This is a genomic window from uncultured Sphaerotilus sp., assembly GCF_963924895.1.
Lineage (GTDB): Bacteria > Pseudomonadota > Gammaproteobacteria > Burkholderiales > Burkholderiaceae_C > Sphaerotilus.
In genome coordinates this window covers 68,238-86,063 of sequence record NZ_CAWURG010000052.1, presented here as the reverse complement: position 1 = coordinate 86,063, position 17,826 = coordinate 68,238, and the positions used below count along the sequence as shown (strand labels likewise).

Below are 17,826 nucleotides of genomic sequence, written 5' to 3'. Positions count from 1 at the left end.
CACAAGATGAAATACACTTGGATGAAAGCAAAGCGTCGGGATAAAGTGGTTCTTGAACAGGATGTCGCTGAAATTCTCGATGGATTTGGCAAAAAATATAAGTTTGAATTTTAAGTATTTAACTTATTTGAAATTGCTTATGGAAGCTGAATTAAATCGTGGTCAGTTTTCTGCTTTCGTTAGGGATAATGGATATGATATTATAAAAAATGGTTGCCATGTTTGGCGAGGTGATAAATATGAGCTTGCGTTAGATCGTAATTGGAAAAATCCAGGGTATGAGCAAACTGATGAACATCCAGTGGTTTGTGTTAGTTGGATTGACGCGCAGGCGTATGCAAAGTGGCTAAGTGCGAAGACTGGGAATTATTATCGACTCCTGTCGGAGTCAGAGTGGGAGTACTCTGCCAGAGCAAATTCAAGGAAGCGTACTAAATTTTATTTTGGTGATTTTGATTCTGATATTTGCAATTATGCTAATTCGGCTGACCTCTCTATTAGAGGTAAATATCTTGGATGGACTTTCTCGGATTGTGTGGATGGATATTTAAATACCGCGCCAATTAAGTCATTCGGTTCGCCTAATCTATTTGGGTTGCATGACATGCTTGGGAATGTGTGGGAGTGGGTGGAAGATTGTTGGCATGGTGATTATGTCGGCGCCCCAAAGGATGGCGCTGTTTGGCGTGGATCATGTGAAGGGGATCGCCGTGTTATACGAGGAGGTGGATGGGGTGACACTCCAAAAAATATTAGGTCTGCAAATCGAAATGGTGACTCATTAAATTTGAGAGATGACTATACTGGTTTTCGATTGGTTCGTGAAATTAATTTTCGTAGTTCCAGTGTTCCTGATTCCAGTGGTGTGGGTGGCGACACAGGTTCTGCTACTGGGGGTACTTTGTGATCGGTGACAGGCTTCAGACCGAAGCTGGTGGTGTTTGACCATTTGATCGACGCCATCTACAGCTGCGAGCGCCAGCAGCACCTGCGCGCCGCGAACCTGGGGCTGGAGAAGATGCGCTTCGGTATGCGGCTGGCGCAGTGGTGAGGTTCAGCCCCGAGGATTGATCAAACCCACCCCGCAATGCTCAAAGTCCGGGACATTCCGCGTCACGACGGCGCATCCCCGAACCCGTGCAATGGCCGCGATCTGCGCATCGAACTGCGAAATCGGCCGTCCCAAACCACGCCGCGCCGCCACGATGTCCGCATACGCGGTGGCCGCCAGCCGATCAAACGGCAGGACACGCTGCGCAAAGTTTTCCTCGAACATCAGCACCAGCATTGCTTCCAGATGACTGCGTCGCTGTCCGGCCGGCAGGATGCGAGCCCCCATCAGCATCTCGGCTTGTGTGACGGCGCTGACGAACACCGAATCCGGCGGCTGCGAAGCCAGCCAAGCGATGACTTCGGGTGCAGGCTTGCTGCGGATCAGCTCCGACAGCACATTTGTGTCGAGCAGCCTTGTCATCGCGCACCGTCATCAGACGCCACGGCATCCAGTGCCGGCGGCTCCCGTACAGCCTCCCGCGCCGGGATGTCGAGCACCACATCCCCCAGCCCAGCCCAGCGAAGCGGGCGCGGATGCGGCTGGCCAGATCTTGTGCAGGTTCAGTTGGCAGCAGGGCATTGCGCAGAATTTGCCGCGCCTCCTCTTCCATCGAATGGTGGCTTGCCGCTGCTCGCTCACGCAGCAACTGCTTGATCGGATCGTCGAGATGGCGGATGGTCAGGGTGGCCATGGTGCATTCCTTCGAGGGTTGGGCCATCCTAGCAAACGCCCCTCAACTCGGCTAACGGTCCGTCAATCGACATCCGCATACAGCACATCCTCCGCGATCCGCAGATCAACGCTGGCAAACGCCACCCCTTGCCCCGGATCGAAGGGGTGCAACACCCACAGCCCATCCGCGCCGCAGCGGTACACATCCGCGCTGCGCGCGTCCGGGTCGATCAGCGCGATCTCGCGCAACGTCGGCATCTGGCGGTAGTGGGCGAACTTGGTGCCGCGGTCGTAGGCGGCGGTGCCGGGGGAGAGCACCTCGACCACCAGCGTCGGCTCCTGCTTGATCAGGGGTCGCGCCCGGTCGGCCTCGCTGCAGGTGACGAACACGTCCGGGTAGAAGTAGCTGTTGGCGCTGGCGGCGTGCAGCTTCATGTCGCTCATGAAGGTGCGGCAGGGGCTACCACGCAGGTGCTGCTTCAGCGCCATCGCGATGTTGAGTGCGACGGATACGTGCCGATCGTCGGCACCGGCCATTGCCCAGACCTCGCCATCGAGGAACTCATGGCGCTCGGTCTGGGTGGCTTCCCAGGCGAGGTAGTCGGTGGCGGTCATCGTCGGGGGGCTGGCGGGATGTCCCATCGGGTGGCTCCAGGGTGGCGCGGCGGGATAAGCTGGGTGCATGGTAGCGGACCCTGTTCCAATCGACGCCATGGACTCCAGCTCTTCCGGAGTCTGCGTGGGGACTCAATGAAAGGAATCCGGTGACCTACACCTTGATCGAGCTGATCGGCGCGGTACTGTTTGCTGTGGCCATTGCGCACACCTTCGCCACCAAGTTCTTCGAGCGACTGGCCCACACCCATCCCCGCCACGCCGGTCTCCTGCACCTGCTGGGCGAGGTCGAGGTGGTGTTCGGTTTCTGGGCGATGGTGCTGGTGGTGAGCATGTTCGCCGTCGAGGGCTCAGGCGCCGCCACCGCCTATGTCGATTCGCGCAACTTCACCGAACCCCTGTTTGTCTTCGCGATCATGGTGATCGCCGCGACCCGGCCGATCCTGCGGACCGCCATGGCCGCCGTGCAGTGGCTGGCCGAGGTGTTGCCGCTGCCGGGCAGTCTGGGCTACTTCCTGCTGGTCATGGTCGCGGTGCCCCTGCTGGGCTCGTTCATCACCGAGCCTGCGGCGATGACGCTGGCCGCACTGATCCTGGCCGACCGCTTCTTCTCGCAGCCCATTTCCCTGCGGCTGAAGTACGCCACGCTCGGCACGCTGTTCGTCAACATCTCCATCGGCGGCACGCTGACGCCGTTTGCCGCGCCGCCGGTGCTGATGGTGGCCGGCACCTGGGGCTGGGACATGGCCTTCATGCTGTCCACCTTCGGCTGGAAGGCGGCGGTGGCGGTCACCGTCAATGCACTGGGGGTGGCGCTGCTGTTCCGGAAGGAACTCGCCGCCTTGCCGCTGGCCACCGGCGGGAATGCGGGTGTGCCCGTGCCGCCCGCGCTGGTGATCGTCCACCTCGCCTTCCTGGTCGGCGTGGTCGTGTTTGCCCACCATCCGGCGGTGTTCATGGGCCTGTTCCTGTTCTTCCTCGGGGTGTCGCACGCCTACGAACACCACCAGGACCGGCTCATCCTGCGCGAGGGCCTGCTGGTGGCGTTTTTCCTGGCCGGGCTGGTCGTGCTGGGCGGGCAGCAGCAGTGGTGGCTCAAGCCCGTGCTGCTGAGCATGAGCAGCGACGCGGTCTTCTTCGGCGCGACGGCGCTGACCGCCTTCACCGACAACGCGGCGCTGACCTACCTCGGCTCGCTGGTGGAGGGGCTGTCGGACGAATTCAAGGTCGCGCTGGTGGCGGGTGCCGTCACGGGCGGCGGACTGACGGTGATCGCCAATGCGCCCAATCCGGCGGGCATCTCGATCCTGCGCGGGCATTTCGACGATGGGGCGGTCAACCCGCTGGGCCTGCTGGCCGCCGCGATCGGGCCGACGGTGGTGGCTGCGCTGGCCTTGCGCTTGTTGTGACGCCGATCGATGCTGCTTGATCTGGCTGCGCTGTTGGCGGCAGTGGTGCTGGCGGCCGCTGGCGGCGAGGCCTTTTTGCGGGGCGTGCTCGGTCTGGCGGCCTGGTGGCGCCTGCCGACGATGCTGGTCGCCACGACGCTGGCGGCCTTTGCCACCTCCAGTCCGGAACTGACGGTCACGACGCTGGCCGCGCTGGAGGGGCAGCCGGCCATCGGCCTCGGGGATGCGCTGGGCAGCAATGTGACCAACATCGCCCTGATTCTGGGTCTGGCCCTGCTGTTCGGCGATGTGCCGGCAGCGTGGGGGCCGTTGCGGCGCGATGGCCTGCTCGTGCTGGCGGTACCGCTTCTGACCGGATGGCTGGCGCTGGATGGCGAACTGTCGCGGCTGGATGGCGCGCTCCTGCTCGGCCTGTTCGCGGGCTGGCTGGTGCTGGTGGCCCGACAGGCCTCCCGGCACCGTCAGAGCCAACCGATCTCCGACGCCGCGGTGCCTGCGATGCCGCCAGCCCGGTTCTGGTCCTGGCTGCTGGTCGGGCTGGTCGGGCTGCTGCTGGCGGGTCGATTGTTCGTGTCCGGTGCCAGCGGGCTGGCCGCGGCACTCGGGATGCCGGGCTATGTGATCGGCGTGACCCTGGTGGCCCTTGGCACCTCATTGCCAGAACTGGTGACGACGCTCCTGTCCCGCTGGCGCGGCGAGGACGACGTTGGCCTCGGCACCCTGCTGGGCAGCAATCTGTTCAACGGGCTGGTCATCGTCGGCACGGCGGCCGTGATCCATCCGATCCGGATCCCGTTCGCGACCCTGTCTGGCGTTCTGGGCGTCGGGGTGTTGTCCGTGTTGCTGATGCTGCCTTTCCGGGGGCGCATTCCCCGTGGGCGCGGCGTCTTGCTGCTGCTCGTCTATCTGGCGCACATCGCAGCCAGCCTCTCGAACTGACTTCGGGGTCATTGCCGAGAGGCAGGCCGGCACCGCTGTGGTTGAATGCCTGTTCGCTCAGAAAAGCATTTCAAATCCCACGGAGCCGTCCCATGCCTGGCCTGTTGCCCCACGTCGATCCCGACGGTCTGCTCGAATACTCGGTCGTCTACACCGACCGCGCCCTCAACCACATGTCGCAGCGCTTCCAGGGCGTCATGCGCGGCATCTCCGGCGTGCTCAAGGAAGCCTACAGCGCCCGCTCGGCCATCGTCGTGCCCGGCAGTGGCTCCTTCGGCATGGAGGCCGTCGCCCGTCAGTTCGCCACGCAGCAGCGCGTGCTGGTGCTGCGCAACGGCTGGTTCAGCTTCCGCTGGTCGCAGATCTTCGACATGGGTGGCATCCCGTCCGAGACCCGCGTGCTCAAAGCGCGCCAAGTCGCATCCGGTAGCCAAGCACCGTTCGCCCCGGCGCCGATCGACGAGGTGGTCGCCACGATCGCCGAGTACCGCCCCGGCGTCGTCTTCGCGCCGCACGTGGAAACCGCCAGCGGCATGATCCTGCCCGACGACTACCTGAAGGCGGTGGCGGACGCGGTCCACGCGGTCGGCGGCCTGTTCGTGCTCGACTGCATCGCCTCGGGCGCGATGTGGGTGGACATGGCGGCCACCGGCGTGGACGTGCTGATCAGCGCGCCGCAGAAGGGCTGGAGCGGCTCGCCGTGCTGCGCCTTCGTGATGCTGAGCGAGCTGGCACGGGCGCGCATCGACGCCACCACCAGCACCAGCTTCGCCTGCGACCTGAAGAAGTGGCTGCAGATCATGGAGACCTACGAGGGCGGCGGCCACATCTACCACACCACCATGCCGACCGACGCGCTGACCAAGTGCCTGGAGGCGATGGAAGAAACCCGCGCGGGTGGTTTTGCCTACCTCAAGGCGCAGCAGGTCGAACTCGGCCGGCGCGTGCGCGAGATGATGGTGCGCCGCGGCTTCCCCAGCGTGGCTGCCGAGGGTTTCCAGGCGCCGGGCGTGGTGGTGAGCTACACGACCGATCCGGAGATCCAGTCGGCGAAGAAGTTCATCGCGCTGGGTTTGCAGACGGCCTCGGGTGTGCCGCTGCAGTGCGACGAGCCGGCGGATTTCCGCAGCTTCCGCATCGGCCTGTTCGGGCTGGAGAAGCTGCACCACATCGACCGCAGCGTCGCTGCGCTGGATGCGGCGCTGGACCGGATTCAGGCGCCGGCCGCGCAGCCCGTCAGCGCCTGACCGTCAGCGCTTCAGGCGGTCGTGTGCCGCCATGCCGACGAGCATGGCGGCCACGAAGATGCCCGCGTCGCCCCAGCCGCTGCCGAGCGCCACGATGGCGGGCCCCGGGCAGAAGCCGGCAATCCCCCAGCCGATGCCGAACAGCAGGCCGCCGAGCACCAGCGGGCCGTCGATCTGGGTGGAGCGGGGCCAGTCGATGGATTCACCGTCCCAGGTCTTGCCGCGCTTGCGGGCCCACGCGAAGGCCACCAGCCCGACACACACGGCGCCGCCCATCACCAGCGCAAGGCTGGGGTCCCAGGCGCCGCCGAGGTCCAGAAAGCCCTGGACCTTGAGCGGCTGGGTCATGCCGCCGGCGATCAGGCCCAGCCCGAAGACCAGACCCGATACCAGCGCGATCAGTGCGCGCATCGAAGCGTTGTTCATGGTGTTCATCCCAGCAGGTGGCGCGTGACGGCCACGGTGGCGAAGCCCGCCCCCATGAACACCAGCACATTGACCAGCGAGCGCAGCGACAGCCGGCTCAGCCCGCACACGCCGTGGCCGCTGGTGCAGCCATTGCCCAGCCGCGAGCCGAAGCCCACCAGCAGGCCGGCGACGATCAGGCCACCCGTGGAGGCGCCCGCCTGCCGCACCGGCAAGGCCGCGCCCAACTGCCACAGCCACGGCGACAGCAGAAGGCCCAGCAGGAACAGCAGCCGCGTGGCCTGCGGCGCCAGCGACTGACCCCGCAGCAGCGCCCGCAGCGGCTCACCCACGATGCCGGCAATGCCGGCAATCCGTCCGCTACCCAGGAGGAACAGCGCGGAAGCCAGGCCGATGAGGGCGCCCCCGGCGAGCGCTGCGCCGGGGGTGAAATGGGTCCAGTCGATTGTCATGTGGTCTTGGATCAAGTAGGAAGTGCGGATCCTACCGACCTTGTGCCGACTCGGCAAGACACCCCCGGGGGCATATGACACAAGCGCGTGGTGTGTGAACTATCTACGTCGGCCCCACCGTGAATTCCCCTGATTACCGCAGGGTCTGTGCGGTATTGCACGGGCTATTCATGCCAATTCAAACGATGGTACATGTGCGTTTATTGCATGATTCCGGCACCACTTCAGAGCGATTCATGACCGCGTCCATTTCCGTTCTCCACGTTGGTGCCGACGCACCGCAAGCGTCCGACTCCCGTTTCGGGCGCTGCGTCTGGCGCTTGTGTCCGACGCTGGAAGCGGCACAGGCGGCGCTGGCCGAGTCCACGCCGGAGGCGATCCTGATCTCGTGCGTGGACGAAGCCGAAGCGAAGACGCTGCCTTACTGGGCGGCCTGGACGCAGGCGGTGCTGGCGGCGGCGGTGGTCGTGCGCACGCCGAAGCCCACGCGTGAGCTGATGCTGAACCTGCTGCGGGCCGGCGTGCAGGACGTGCTGCCGTCCGAGCAGTCGGATGACGAGTCGATCGGGCGCAGCCTGTGTCTGGCGATCGAGCGCAAGCGGCAGGAGCAGGAGCTGCGCCGCGCGTGGTCGATCGATCTGGCCACCGGCTTGCCGAACCGGGTCCAGCTGATGGAGCTGCTGCACCAGCTCTGCGCGCTGCGCGAGCGGGAGCCGGCGCCGATGGCCTTGCTGGTGATTCGCGTGGAGGGGCTGGCGACGACCGAAGCCCGCCTCGGTGTGGCGGCTGCGCAGGCGCTGCGGCGCAAGCTCGCGGTGCGGCTGCGCAGCGGCTTGCGGGCGAGTGACGTCGTGTCCGCGCTGGCGCCGGATGCCTTCGCGGTGGTGCTGACCCGGCTGGAAGCGCCGGAAGATGGCGATCGCGTGGCGCTGAAGCTGTCCCAGATGCTGCGCGAGCCGTTCATGGTGAGCGCACAGACGGCGGTGGTCACGGTCTCGACTGGCCTGGCTGTCTATCCGTCTGATGGCCGCCAGCCCGAGGAGATGCTCAAGACGGCGCTGTCGGCCGCCGCGGCCCGGCGCGGTCTGGGCCGGCAGGGTTTTGCGGACCGCAAGGAAAGAGGCGCCGCGTCAGTCGCCAATGACGACTGAGGCAGCGCCCCGGGTGGCCGGTGTCAGCGGACCGGTCGGAAGGTGTGCCGGCCGGACAGTGAAGCCACCGTCGAGCTGGCCATCCACTCGGTGAGCCGGGTCATCGACAGCGGACGGCAGATGCCGTAGCCCTGCGCCACGTCGCAGCCGTAGCCGCGCAGCATCTCCATCACGACCTCGTCCTCCACGCCCTCGGCGACGACATTGATGTCGAGCTGGTGGCAGAGGTCGATGGTCGAACGCACGATCGCCGCATCCGCCTTGCTGGTGACCAGCGAGATGACAAAGTACTTGTCGATCTTGAGCGTGTGCAGCGGCAGGCGCTTGAGGCGCTGCAGCGAGGAGAAGCCGGTGCCGTAGTCGTCCAGCGCCACCCGGATGCCCCGGCTGGCGAGGTCGTGCAGCGTGGCCACGGCCCGTTCCTCGTCCTCGACGACGATCTGCTCGGTGATCTCCAGCTCCAGCCGGTCGGCCGGGAACTGGATGTCGTCGAGCATGCGCATCAGCCGGTCGGCCAGGTTCGGGTGCATGAACTGGCGCGGCGAGATGTTGACGGCCAGCGACAGCGGCATCGACCGGATGGCCGCGCACGCTTCCCGCAACACCCAGTCGCCCGCGTCCATGATCAGCCCGGTCTGCTCCAGGATGTCGATGAACTGGTCCGGCATCTGCAGCCCCATGCCCGGGCGGTTCCAGCGCAGCAGCGCCTCGACCCCCATCACCTGTCCGGTGCGCAGATCGACCTTGGGCTGGTAGTGCAGCTCGAACTCGCCCCGCTCCAGTCCCCGGTAGAGCGCCACTTCGGTGTTCAGCCGGTCGAGCACGCGGTCGTGCATGTCGGCGGTGTAGAAGTGGTAGCTCGACCCGGTGGCCTCGCGGGCACGGGCCCGCGCGGCACCCGAGTGCTGCAGCAGCGTGTCGACCTCCTGCCCGTCGGACGGGTAGATGGCCACGCCGACATGCACCGCCGCCAGCAGCTCCCAGTCATCGACCGGCAGCGGCACCGCGAAGGCGTCGGTCAGGCGCTTGGCGCTGACGGCGACCTCGAGTTCCCCTTCCACGTCGGTGACGAGCAGCGCGAAGCTGTCCGCCTCCAGCCGGCACAGCGTGTCCCGGTCGCGCAGCACCGAGGCCAGGCGCTGCGCGACGGCCTTGAGGATGCGGTCGCTCGCCGCCTGACCCACCGAGGCCTGCGTGCGTTGCAGCAGGTCGACCTCGATGTTCATCACGGCAAACGAGCGGCCACCCCGCTGCGCAGCGGTCACGGCGGTGCTCACCCGGTCGCGGAACAGGACCCGGTTGGGCAGCCCGGTCAGCTCGTCGAAGTGGGCGTAGTAGCTCAGGCGTGCCTCGGCATGGCGGCGCTCGGACACGTCCTGGGCCACCCCGAAGATCGCGCAGGACTTGCCCGACTCGTCGAGCATCACGTCGCCCGACAGGAACAGGTACTTCGCCGGCGCGTTCGGGCCGATCACGCGGATCTCGACCTCGCGCTCGCGCTGCGTCCGCCGCAGATCGCGCGTGAAGCGAAGCAGCCGCGCGCGGTCCTCCGGCGAGACGTTGTCGAGGATGTCCTGCACCGACAGTGCCTCCGGCACCGCCAGGCCCAGCATGTCGCGCAACTCGCGCGAGCAGTGGATCTGGCCGGTGTCGAAATCGAGGCGCCACTGGCCGAGGCGCGCGATCTTCTGCGCCCGAGCGAGTGCCAGCTGGCTCTCGCGCAGCTCCCGCTCGGTCAGGCTGGTGCGCAGGGCGTATCGGACACGTTGCGCCAGCAGGGCCCAGTTGATGGGCTTGGTGACGAAGTCGGTGGCGCCCGCCTCGAAGGCGAGCGTCACGGCCATGACGTCGTCGAGCGCGGTCAGCATCAGCACGGGCGTGTGGCCGCTGCGCAGGGAGCGGCGGATGTTCCGGCAGGCGTCGAAGCCGTTCATCACCGGCATGCGCACGTCCATCAGCACGAGGTCCGGGGATTCGCTGTCGCACAGGCGGGTGGCGGTCTGGCCGTCCTGGGCTTCGAGCACGCGGTAGCCGTAATCCTCCAGCACGCGGCGGATCATCATCCGCGTCACGCCCTCGTCATCGACGATGAGGATGCGGGCGCCACTGGTGCCACTGGCGCCGGGGACGGCGGTGTGCGCGGGAAAGGGAAAGCTCATGGACTGCGGGGCGACGGTAGTTCAAGGATCAACTGGCGCACGGCCGCCAGCGCGGCGGTGCAGGCCAGTTCCAACGGGCCGATGTCCGGCATGGATGCGTTCTCCCTTGTGATGTCTCGTTCGAATTGTGCAGCCAGTTCGTGCAGTCGCATCGCGCCAATGTCGCCAGCTGTGTTCTTGAGTCGGTGCAGCAGTTCGCGCATGGTGTCGAGTCGACCTTCTGCCGCGGCCGCCTGCATCTGCATGATCTCACTGTCCAGCGTCTCCAGCACCTTCTCGAGCAGCGGTCCCATGGCATCGCCCATGATGGCGCGCACCTGTTCATAGCGGTCGAGGTCGATCACGGCCGTTGCCGGCTCCTCGATGATCTCCACCACCTGGCCGGCCGGTGCCGCCTTGCCCGGCGGCATGAGCCAGCGGGCGATGACGGTGCTCACGGTTTCGGTGCTGTAGGGCTTGACGACGTAGTCGTCCATGCCGGCGGCCAGACACTTCTGGCGGTCCGCGGGCAGGGCGTGCGCGGTCAGCGCGATGATCGGCACCCGCTCGCGCCCGCTCGTCAGCTCCCACTCCCGCACCGCCCGCGTGGCGTCATAGCCGTCCAGGCCCGGCATCTGGATGTCCATCAGCACGATGTCATAGGCATGCTCCTGGATCGCCCGCACGGCCTGGAGCCCATCCTCGGCCAGCGACACCTCCAGACCGCGCTTGCGCAGCATCTGCGCGCCGACCTCGCGCGTGATCGGGTTGTCCTCGACCAGCAGCACCTGCTCGCCGCTGAAATGGGCGCCCGCCCGCCGCGTCGGCGCTTCCGGGGCCGGGATGTGCCGGTGCAGCACCGTCGAGATCGCGTCGTGCAGGTCCGACTGGCGCACGGGCTTGTCGAGCCAGATGTCGACCCGCAGGCCCTTCATGCGCACGGGGTCCTGCGCGGCGGAGCTGAGCATGATCAGCGGCATCGCCGCCAGCGCCGGGTCGGACTGGATCTGGCGCACCAGCGCGTAGCCGTCCATGCCGGGCATGTTCAGGTCGAGCAGGGCCACCTCGTAGGGCCGGCCGGAAATGGCCGCGTCCTGCAGCTTGGCCAGGGCTTCGTCGCCACTGGATGCGCTGCTGGACTGGCTGCTCCACGAGGTCAGGTAGCGGTGCAGGATGATGCGGTTGGTGGCGTTGTCGTCCACCACCAGCACGCGGGTGCCGGGGAAGTTGCGGTTCGGGTTCCGGTGCAGGGCCTGGCCGGACATCATCATCGGCAGCGTGAACCAGAAGCGCGAGCCCTGGCCCTCCTGGCTGTCGATGTCGATGTGGCCGTTCATCAGCTCCACCAGCCGCTTGGCGATGCTCAGCCCGAGGCCGCTGCCGCCGAAACGCCGGCTGGTCGAACTGTCGGCCTGGGTGAAGGGCTGGAACAGCGTGCTCTGCTTGTCGCGGGCAATGCCGATGCCGGTGTCGCGCACCTCGAAGCGCAGCATCGACACGCCGCCTTCGCCCGCCACCAGTCCCACGCTGACGACGACTTCGCCGCGCTCGGTGAACTTGATGGCGTTGCCGACGAGGTTCACCAGCACCTGGCGCACGCGGATCGGGTCGCTGCGCACCATCTCCGGCACACCGGGGGCGATGTAGCAGGCCAGCTCCAGCTTCTTGGCATGTGCCCGCTGCGCCAGCATCGCGGTGACGTCTTCCACCGTGCGGCGCAGGTCGAAGTCCAGCGCCTCGATGCGCAGCTTGCCGGCCTCCAGGCGCGAGAAGTCCAGGATCTCGTCGATCACGCCCAGCAGCAGCGAGGCCGAGGTGCGGGCCGTGTTCAGGAAGCGCTCCTGCTGGCCGCTCATGGGCGTGTCCTGCAGCATCTCGATCGCCCCGAGCACGCCGTGCATCGGCGTGCGGATCTCGTGGCTCATGTTGGCGAGGAACTCGGACTTGGCGCTCGCGGCGTCCTCGGCGGCTTCCTTGGCGTGGCGCAGCTCGATCTCGGCGCGCTTGCGGTCGGTGATGTCGTGGATGACGCCGATGAAGCGGCGGCGGCCGTCGGCCGGGGCCGGTGCCGGTGCGGTGCCGGTCTCGTCGAGCAGTCCGACGCGCAGGGCGATCCAGACCACCTCGCCGTCCTTGCGCCGGGCCTCGAACTCGCGCTCGTTGCCCATGATGCCGCTCTGCCCGCTGGACAGGTAGCGGGCGATGTAGCCGTCGTGCTGGCTGCGGTGCAGCTCCGGCACGATCACCGACACATTGCGGCCGATGACCTCGTCCGCGCTGTAGCCGAACATCTTCTCGGCACCGACGTTGAAGGTCTCGATGCTGCCGGTCTCGTCGATCACGACGATGCCGTCGTGGGTCGCGTTCAGCACGCGGCGCAGTTGCTCCTCGCTGCGCGCGATCTGCTGCTGGGTCTCGTTCCGGGCGGTCACATCGTTCTGCAGCGCGACGTAGTGCGTCAGGCGGCCCTCCGCGTTGTGGATCGCCATGACCCGCAGCTCGTTCCAGAAGGGCTGGCCGGTCTTGGTGTAGTTCAGCAGCAGGACCTCGATGTCACGGCCCTCGCTGATGGCGCGGCGCAGCCGGTCGATTTCCGTGCGGTCGGTGCCCGCGCCCTGCAGGAAGCGGCAGTTCTGGCCCACCACCTCGTCGAAGCGCCAGCCCGTCATGCGTTCGAAGGCCACGTTGGTGTAGATGATCGGCTGGTCCGCCTTGCGGGCGTCGGCGATGACCACGCCCACGCCGATCGAGTCGATGATGCGTCCCCGCAGGCGCAATGCCCGCTCGGCCTCCAGCCGCTCGCTCACGTCGCGCACCACCACCAGCAGCGTCGCGGGGCCGGTGGCTTCGATGCGGGTCAGGCGGACTTCCAGCGGCACCAGCCGGCCATCGGGCAGCACGCCGTCGATGACCAGGGGCTCACCGAGCAGGCTGGGATCCTCCAGCGACAGCGTGTCGCACAGCTGCGACCAGGCGGGGGGGGTGAAACATTCGGCCAGCGAGCGGTTCGCCGCCTGCGACGAGTGGCGCTGCAGGATGCGCTCGGCGGCAGGGCTCATCGACAGCACGCGCAGATTGCGGTCCAGCGTCAGGATGCCGTCGAGGATGTTTTCCAGCACGCGGCGCAGGCCCTGCTCGCTGCGCTGCAGTTCGGTATAGCCCTCGCTGAGGCGCAGCGACATGCGGTTGAAGGCCTGCGCGGTCTCGGCCAGCTCGTCCTGTCCGCGGACCTTGACCTGGTAGCCGAGATCACCGTCTGCGATCTGCTTGGCAGCGTCGGACAGGTCGCCCAGCTGCCGCGTTAGGTAGGCGCCCAGTGCCCACGAGAACAGGGCGACCAGCAGCATCTCGAGTCCGGCCAGTCCGAGACCGAAGCGGGTGGCCGTCGATTTCAGATGCTGCACCTGGGTCGCCGAGAGTCCGATCTCGACCCGCCCGAACGACTGGCCGTCCACCTTCACGTCGTGGGTGACGCGGTAGATGCCGTCCGTGACATCTGCCAGTCGGGCCTGCGTGTCCGATGGCATCAGCAGCTTCTGCGCTTCACCGGCCTGGGCCAGCACCTGCCGGTTCTCGTCGCGCACGCGGGCGTAGGTGACGCCGGGGTAGGTGAGCATTTCCCGGGTGAGCGCGTTCAGGGCCGCCAGATCGCTGGAGATCAGCGCTTCCTTGGCGACCACCGAGAAGGCCTTGATCGTCGCCTGCGAGCGCTGTTCGAACTCCGATTCGGCGGTGTCCGAGAGGTAGCGAACGCCCGAAACCACCAGGATCGCCAGCAGCACCGCCTCGATGAGCGCCACACCGACGATGGTCTTGACTCGAAAACTCCAGCTCATTCCTTGAGCAGCGCGGCCAGCGTGCTGATGCCCAGTGCGCGCACATCGTTCCATTCGGCGTCCTGCGCGGCGTCGAAGCCCTTGAAGCCGATGCCTTCCAGCGCCGAGCGCAGCTTGGGGTCGCTGTCCGCCGTCAGCATGGCGGCGCGCAGGGCCTGCAGGTCGGCCGCCGGTACCCGCGGGTGGGCGGCGAAGGCATGCGGCGTGTAGTCCTTGGTCTGCCACAGCACGCGCAGCTCGTCGCGGACGGGGGCGTCCATGGTCTGCAGGGTGCGCGTGATGCCGCCACCGGCCTCGATCTGGCGCTGCGCGACGTTGAGGTAGACCGACTCGTGCGACTTCACGAACACCGGCGTGATCGGCACGCCCATGCGCTCGAATTCAGCGCGCACCAGCACGGTGGCGGCAAACGCGGCTGGTGCCGGGAAGGCGATCTGCTGGCCGGCGAGTTCCTTCATGTCCTTGAGCGTCGAATCCTTGCGCACGACGACCAGGCCGCGCAGGCGGCGGCCCTTTTCCTTGGCGAAGGCCACATACCCCGGCTTCTGGGCGAAGACGCTGTAGTGGTAGGGGTTCATGTAGGCCACGTCGTAGGCGCCGGCGGCCAGGCGTTTCTCGAAGGCCGGGATGTCCGGCGCTGTCGCGAAACGCAGCGACAGGCCCGCGCGTTCGCTTAGCGCGCCGAGCACCGGGATCCACACCCGCGCCAGTTCGCTGGCGGACTGCTGCGGCACGATGCCGAAGGTCAGCGTGCGAACGGCCTTTTGTGCATGGGCGGGGGCCGCGAGACCGCCGCCCAGCAGGGCACCGAGGGTGGAGCCACCCATCCAGGAGAGGAAATTTCTGCGCATGCGGCAGTCTAAACGCCGCATGCGCCCGCGATCGCTCGAACTGGGTTCTGTCGCGCGTTCAGCGCAGGATGTCGCCGATGCAGAGGTACTTCGTCTCGACGTAGTCCTCGATGCCCTGGTGCGATCCTTCACGCCCCAGGCCCGACTGCTTCACCCCGCCGAAGGGCACCTCGGCCACCGAGATCAGCCCGGTGTTGATGCCGACCATGCCGTACTCCAGCGCCTCGCCGACGCGGAAGATGCGGCCGATGTCGCGGCTGTAGAAGTAGCTCGCCAGCCCGAACTCGGTGGCGTTGGCCAGCTCGACCACCTCGGCTTCGGTCTTGAAGCGGAACACCGGGGCGACCGGGCCGAAGGTTTCCTCGCGCGAGCACAGCATGTCGCTGGTGACATCGGCCAGCACGGTCGGGGTGTAGAAGCGCTCGCCGATGCGGGTGCCGCCGACCACGACGCGGGCGCCCTTGGCCAGCGCGTCGGCCACATGGGATTCGACCTTGGTGATGGCCTGCGCGTCGATCATCGGGCCCTGGTTCACACCGGCCTCGAAGCCGTTGCCGACCTTGATGGCCACGGCCTTGGCCGCGAGCTTGTGGACGAACTGGTCGTACACGCCTTCCTGCACGTAGATGCGGTTCGCGCAGACGCAGGTCTGGCCGGCGTTGCGGTACTTGGAGATCATCGCGCCCTCGACGGCCGAGTCGATGTCGGCGTCGTCGAACACGATGAAGGGCGCGTTGCCGCCGAGTTCGAGCGAGAGCTTCTTGATGGTCGGCGCGCACTGCTTCATCAGGATGCGGCCGACTTCGGTCGATCCGGTGAAGCTCAGGTGGCGCACGGTGTCGGAGGCGCACAGCACGTTGCCGATGGCGATGGACGAGTCCGCGTCGCCGGTGAGGATGTTGAGCACGCCGGGCGGCATGCCGGCGCGCTGGGCGAGTTCGGCGCAGGCCAGCGCGGACAGCGGCGTCTGCTCGGCCGGCTTGATGATGACGGTGCAGCCGGCGGCCAGGGCCGGGGCGACCTTGCGCGTGATCATCGCGATGGGGAAGTTCCACGGCGTGATGGCGGCGCAGACACCGATGGGCTGCTTCAGGATGACGAAGCGCTTGTTGTTGTCGGTCGAGGGGATGGTCTCGCCGTAGATGCGCTTGGCTTCCTCGGCGAACCACTCGACGAAGCTCGCGCCGTAGACCACTTCCCCGCGCGCTTCGGCCAGCGGCTTGCCCTGCTCGGCGGTCATGATCCGGGCGAGGTCGTCGGCGTGCTGGACCAGCAGGGCGTACCACTTCATCAGGATCGCGCCGCGCTCCTTGGCGGTCTTGCTGCGCCAGGCGGGCCAGGCGGCGTTCGCGGCGGCGATGGCGGCTTCCGCCTCGGCGGCGCCCAGCAGCGCGACATCGACCAGCTTCTCGCCCGTGGCCGGGTCGGTCACATCGAAGCGGTCGCGGCCGGCGACCCACTCGCCATTGAGCAGGGCATCGGTCTTGAGCAGCGACGGGTCGGCGAGCAGGGCGAGGGGTGAGGTCGGGGTGGTCGTCATGGGCGGTTGTCGGTCGGGTGGATGGGGGCGGGAATGGTTGGCGCTGACTGTACGCTTGAGGGCGCGGGTGGCACAGGCACATCTGGGACAGGATGGGGCTGTACTGTGTAGGGGGGTGGGCCGGTACAGGTGGTAGCTCAATTGGCTGAACTCAATTTTTTGTGAAAAAATCACGAATGAAAAATAGTCGCCCGGATATGCTGTGCAGATAAGATGGTGGTAAATTATTAAACCACTCCCGGTATAGTTTTTTGGTAATTTGACGGAATATTTGTGCTGATTTTGAGGTGGTGAAAATATGATGATTCGTGCGGCTGCGGTCAAAAAACTAATCGCTTTAGTTGATCGGTATAAAAATGAAGTTGAAAGTCCTGTTAAAGATAATTGGAAAACAAAAGATGATGGGCAGCTTTGGGCTGCAGTTCTGGGTCAAATAGCTGTTGTCGGGAGTGCGGTGTCAGGTATATCTCTCAGCCGCCAACTTGAAGGGCAAGAGCAATCTTGGTATATTGGGTTGACTTCGATGAGTCAAAAGGCGAGGCAGAAAAAAATACATGAATGCCTGCGAAAATCTGGGGTGCGTTATGTGTCTGCTGACTTGCGTAGATGCAGAAAGACGCCTGCTGCTGCTTTAAATTTTGAATTATTGCAGGCCTATGGAGGTCCGCGAAAATATTTTCAGGCGGTCTCAGAAATTCCAGTCGAGGCTTGGAGGATTGCTGTCGTGGGCGATGAACTTTCATACATAAAGAACAAAGGTGCACGAGATTTGCTGATTGGACTTGGCCTTGTTCAAAATGCCATTGCTTTTGATTTAAGGGTCATGGGGGTACTTGGTTTTGTTGGAATTGACCTTCCGCCTGATATTGCTGAAAATAAAGTAAAGTACAAATCATTGGAGTCGGAAATAATTAAAAAAGTTTGTGACCCTTGTGGTATATCTGGCGGTTATTTGGATCGCATTATGTTTGATAAATATAGTGAAATTATTGCTTCGCAGAATTAATTTTCCATGGTCAGACGTTCTACTTCTTTCATGGTTTTCTTGGTATTGACGGGGTTGATGTCGAAAGTAACAGGGACGCAAGTCTTCAAATGCACCATCAACGGCACAGTTTCCTACCAGAGCGTCTCGTGCCCATCCGGCCCGTCCGGTAAACGGCCCACAATCGATCAGTTGAACGCCGCAGAAAAACTGAAGCGCGAGCGTCAAGCCAGCGAAAGTCCGGCAAAAGCGCCCGCGCCATCGGGTCAGCAGATGCCGTACACGAGTCCGGTGGGTAGTCCGCCCAATGCCGCGCCCGCCGCTGTGCCCGGCAGGTCATTCAATTGCGACGGGCGCACGCGCTGTTCCCAGATGACCTCATGCGAAGAGGCGAAGTATTTTCTGGCGAACTGTCCGGGTGTCAAGATGGACGGCAGCCGTGGCGGCAGCGGCCCCGGGAACGGAATTCCTTGTGAGCGGGAAAGTAATTTGTGCTACACGCCGCGCTGAC

At 65.2% G+C, this 17,826-nt stretch carries 15 protein-coding genes; 7 read left to right on the top strand and 8 right to left on the bottom strand.

Features of this window, described 5'->3' with window-relative positions; translation table 11 throughout:
- Positions 1-79 precede the first annotated feature (79 nt).
- Positions 80-907 carry a formylglycine-generating enzyme family protein gene (locus AABN02_RS18975; RefSeq protein ID WP_338416476.1) on the top strand — a complete coding sequence of 276 codons (828 nt, stop codon included), beginning with the start codon at positions 80-82 and terminating at the stop codon, positions 905-907.
- 147 nt (positions 908-1,054) lie between these two features.
- On the opposite strand, the gene AABN02_RS18970 is transcribed toward AABN02_RS18975, so the two are convergent.
- Together AABN02_RS18970 and AABN02_RS18965 are read right to left on the bottom strand one after the other, a co-directional pair.
- On the bottom strand, positions 1,055-1,474 hold the full coding sequence (locus AABN02_RS18970) for a type II toxin-antitoxin system VapC family toxin (protein WP_338416475.1): 420 nt from the start codon (positions 1,472-1,474) through the stop codon (positions 1,055-1,057).
- 333 nt (positions 1,475-1,807) lie between these two features.
- Complete coding sequence (locus AABN02_RS18965; protein WP_338416474.1) at positions 1,808-2,368, bottom strand: Uma2 family endonuclease; 561 nt, start codon at positions 2,366-2,368, stop codon at positions 1,808-1,810.
- Positions 2,369-2,490: 122 nt separating this feature from the next.
- Between AABN02_RS18965 and AABN02_RS18960 the strand changes: the two genes are divergently transcribed.
- The 3 genes from AABN02_RS18960 to AABN02_RS18950 all read left to right on the top strand — a co-directional run bounded on the left by AABN02_RS18960 (position 2,491) and on the right by AABN02_RS18950 (position 5,936).
- A complete protein-coding gene (locus tag AABN02_RS18960) occupies positions 2,491-3,750 on the top strand; it encodes a putative Na+/H+ antiporter (protein WP_338416473.1) in 1,260 nt (419 codons plus the stop codon).
- Between the two features lie 9 nt (positions 3,751-3,759).
- Positions 3,760-4,689: a calcium/sodium antiporter gene (locus tag AABN02_RS18955; protein WP_338416472.1), complete on the top strand. Its 930-nt coding sequence runs from the start codon at positions 3,760-3,762 to the stop codon at positions 4,687-4,689.
- A 92-nt stretch (positions 4,690-4,781) separates the two neighbouring features.
- Entirely contained in the window at positions 4,782-5,936 is a 1,155-nt protein-coding gene (locus tag AABN02_RS18950) for an alanine--glyoxylate aminotransferase family protein (protein ID WP_338416471.1), read from the top strand.
- A gap of 3 nt (positions 5,937-5,939) precedes the next feature.
- Here AABN02_RS18950 and AABN02_RS18945 read toward each other — a convergent pair whose 3' ends face one another.
- Complete coding sequence (locus tag AABN02_RS18945) at positions 5,940-6,347, bottom strand: DUF6691 family protein (protein WP_338416480.1); 408 nt, start codon at positions 6,345-6,347, stop codon at positions 5,940-5,942.
- 20 nt (positions 6,348-6,367) lie between these two features.
- Positions 6,368-6,814: a YeeE/YedE thiosulfate transporter family protein gene (locus AABN02_RS18940; protein WP_338416470.1), complete on the bottom strand. Its 447-nt coding sequence runs from the start codon at positions 6,812-6,814 to the stop codon at positions 6,368-6,370.
- A 236-nt stretch (positions 6,815-7,050) separates the two neighbouring features.
- Between AABN02_RS18940 and AABN02_RS18935 the strand changes: the two genes are divergently transcribed.
- Positions 7,051-7,965 carry a GGDEF domain-containing protein gene (locus tag AABN02_RS18935; protein WP_338416469.1) on the top strand — a complete coding sequence of 305 codons (915 nt, stop codon included), beginning with the start codon at positions 7,051-7,053 and terminating at the stop codon, positions 7,963-7,965.
- A gap of 23 nt (positions 7,966-7,988) precedes the next feature.
- Here the strand turns inward: AABN02_RS18935 and AABN02_RS18930 are convergent, their stop codons facing one another.
- The 4 genes from AABN02_RS18930 to AABN02_RS18915 are packed head-to-tail and all read right to left on the bottom strand — an operon-like array spanning position 7,989 to position 16,330.
- Positions 7,989-10,124 (bottom strand): EAL domain-containing protein, encoded by a 2,136-nt coding sequence (locus tag AABN02_RS18930; RefSeq protein ID WP_338416468.1) that lies wholly within the window; start codon positions 10,122-10,124, stop codon positions 7,989-7,991.
- Entirely contained in the window at positions 10,121-13,939 is a 3,819-nt protein-coding gene (locus AABN02_RS18925) for a PAS domain S-box protein (protein ID WP_338416467.1), read from the bottom strand. The genes AABN02_RS18930 and AABN02_RS18925 overlap by 4 nt, the downstream gene beginning before the upstream one ends.
- Entirely contained in the window at positions 13,936-14,790 is an 855-nt protein-coding gene (locus tag AABN02_RS18920; protein ID WP_338416466.1) for a phosphate/phosphite/phosphonate ABC transporter substrate-binding protein, read from the bottom strand. Before AABN02_RS18920 ends, AABN02_RS18925 begins: the two co-directional genes overlap by 4 nt.
- Positions 14,791-14,848: 58 nt before the next feature.
- The gene (locus AABN02_RS18915) at positions 14,849-16,330 is read right to left on the bottom strand and encodes an NAD-dependent succinate-semialdehyde dehydrogenase (protein ID WP_338416465.1); all 1,482 of its coding nucleotides are present in this window, start codon (positions 16,328-16,330) and stop codon (positions 14,849-14,851) included.
- 298 nt (positions 16,331-16,628) lie between these two features.
- On the opposite strand from AABN02_RS18915, the gene AABN02_RS18910 reads away from it, so the two are divergent.
- Both AABN02_RS18910 and AABN02_RS18905 read left to right on the top strand, forming a co-directional pair.
- Positions 16,629-17,336, top strand: coding sequence for a hypothetical protein (locus AABN02_RS18910; protein ID WP_338416464.1), 708 nt, complete (start codon positions 16,629-16,631; stop codon positions 17,334-17,336).
- 6 nt (positions 17,337-17,342) lie between these two features.
- Positions 17,343-17,825 (top strand): calcium-binding protein, encoded by a 483-nt coding sequence (locus tag AABN02_RS18905; protein ID WP_338416463.1) that lies wholly within the window; start codon positions 17,343-17,345, stop codon positions 17,823-17,825.
- The last annotated feature ends 1 nt before the right edge of the window (position 17,826 follow it).

Coding starts and splice junctions, on each gene's coding strand:
- AABN02_RS18925 (WP_338416467.1), bottom strand. CDS start 13,939: ATGAGCTGGAGTTTTCGAGTCAAGACCATCGTCGGTGTGGCGCTCATC.
- AABN02_RS18935 (WP_338416469.1), top strand. CDS start 7,051: ATGACCGCGTCCATTTCCGTTCTCCACGTTGGTGCCGACGCACCGCAA.
- AABN02_RS18905 (WP_338416463.1), top strand. CDS start 17,343: ATGGTCAGACGTTCTACTTCTTTCATGGTTTTCTTGGTATTGACGGGG.
- AABN02_RS18920 (WP_338416466.1), bottom strand. CDS start 14,790: ATGCGCAGAAATTTCCTCTCCTGGATGGGTGGCTCCACCCTCGGTGCC.
- AABN02_RS18945 (WP_338416480.1), bottom strand. CDS start 6,347: ATGCGCGCACTGATCGCGCTGGTATCGGGTCTGGTCTTCGGGCTGGGC.
- AABN02_RS18965 (WP_338416474.1), bottom strand. CDS start 2,368: ATGGGACATCCCGCCAGCCCCCCGACGATGACCGCCACCGACTACCTC.
- AABN02_RS18970 (WP_338416475.1), bottom strand. CDS start 1,474: ATGACAAGGCTGCTCGACACAAATGTGCTGTCGGAGCTGATCCGCAGC.
- AABN02_RS18950 (WP_338416471.1), top strand. CDS start 4,782: ATGCCTGGCCTGTTGCCCCACGTCGATCCCGACGGTCTGCTCGAATAC.
- AABN02_RS18910 (WP_338416464.1), top strand. CDS start 16,629: ATGATGATTCGTGCGGCTGCGGTCAAAAAACTAATCGCTTTAGTTGAT.
- AABN02_RS18915 (WP_338416465.1), bottom strand. CDS start 16,330: ATGACGACCACCCCGACCTCACCCCTCGCCCTGCTCGCCGACCCGTCG.
- AABN02_RS18955 (WP_338416472.1), top strand. CDS start 3,760: ATGCTGCTTGATCTGGCTGCGCTGTTGGCGGCAGTGGTGCTGGCGGCC.
- AABN02_RS18975 (WP_338416476.1), top strand. CDS start 80: ATGGATTTGGCAAAAAATATAAGTTTGAATTTTAAGTATTTAACTTAT.
- AABN02_RS18940 (WP_338416470.1), bottom strand. CDS start 6,814: ATGACAATCGACTGGACCCATTTCACCCCCGGCGCAGCGCTCGCCGGG.
- AABN02_RS18930 (WP_338416468.1), bottom strand. CDS start 10,124: ATGAGCTTTCCCTTTCCCGCGCACACCGCCGTCCCCGGCGCCAGTGGC.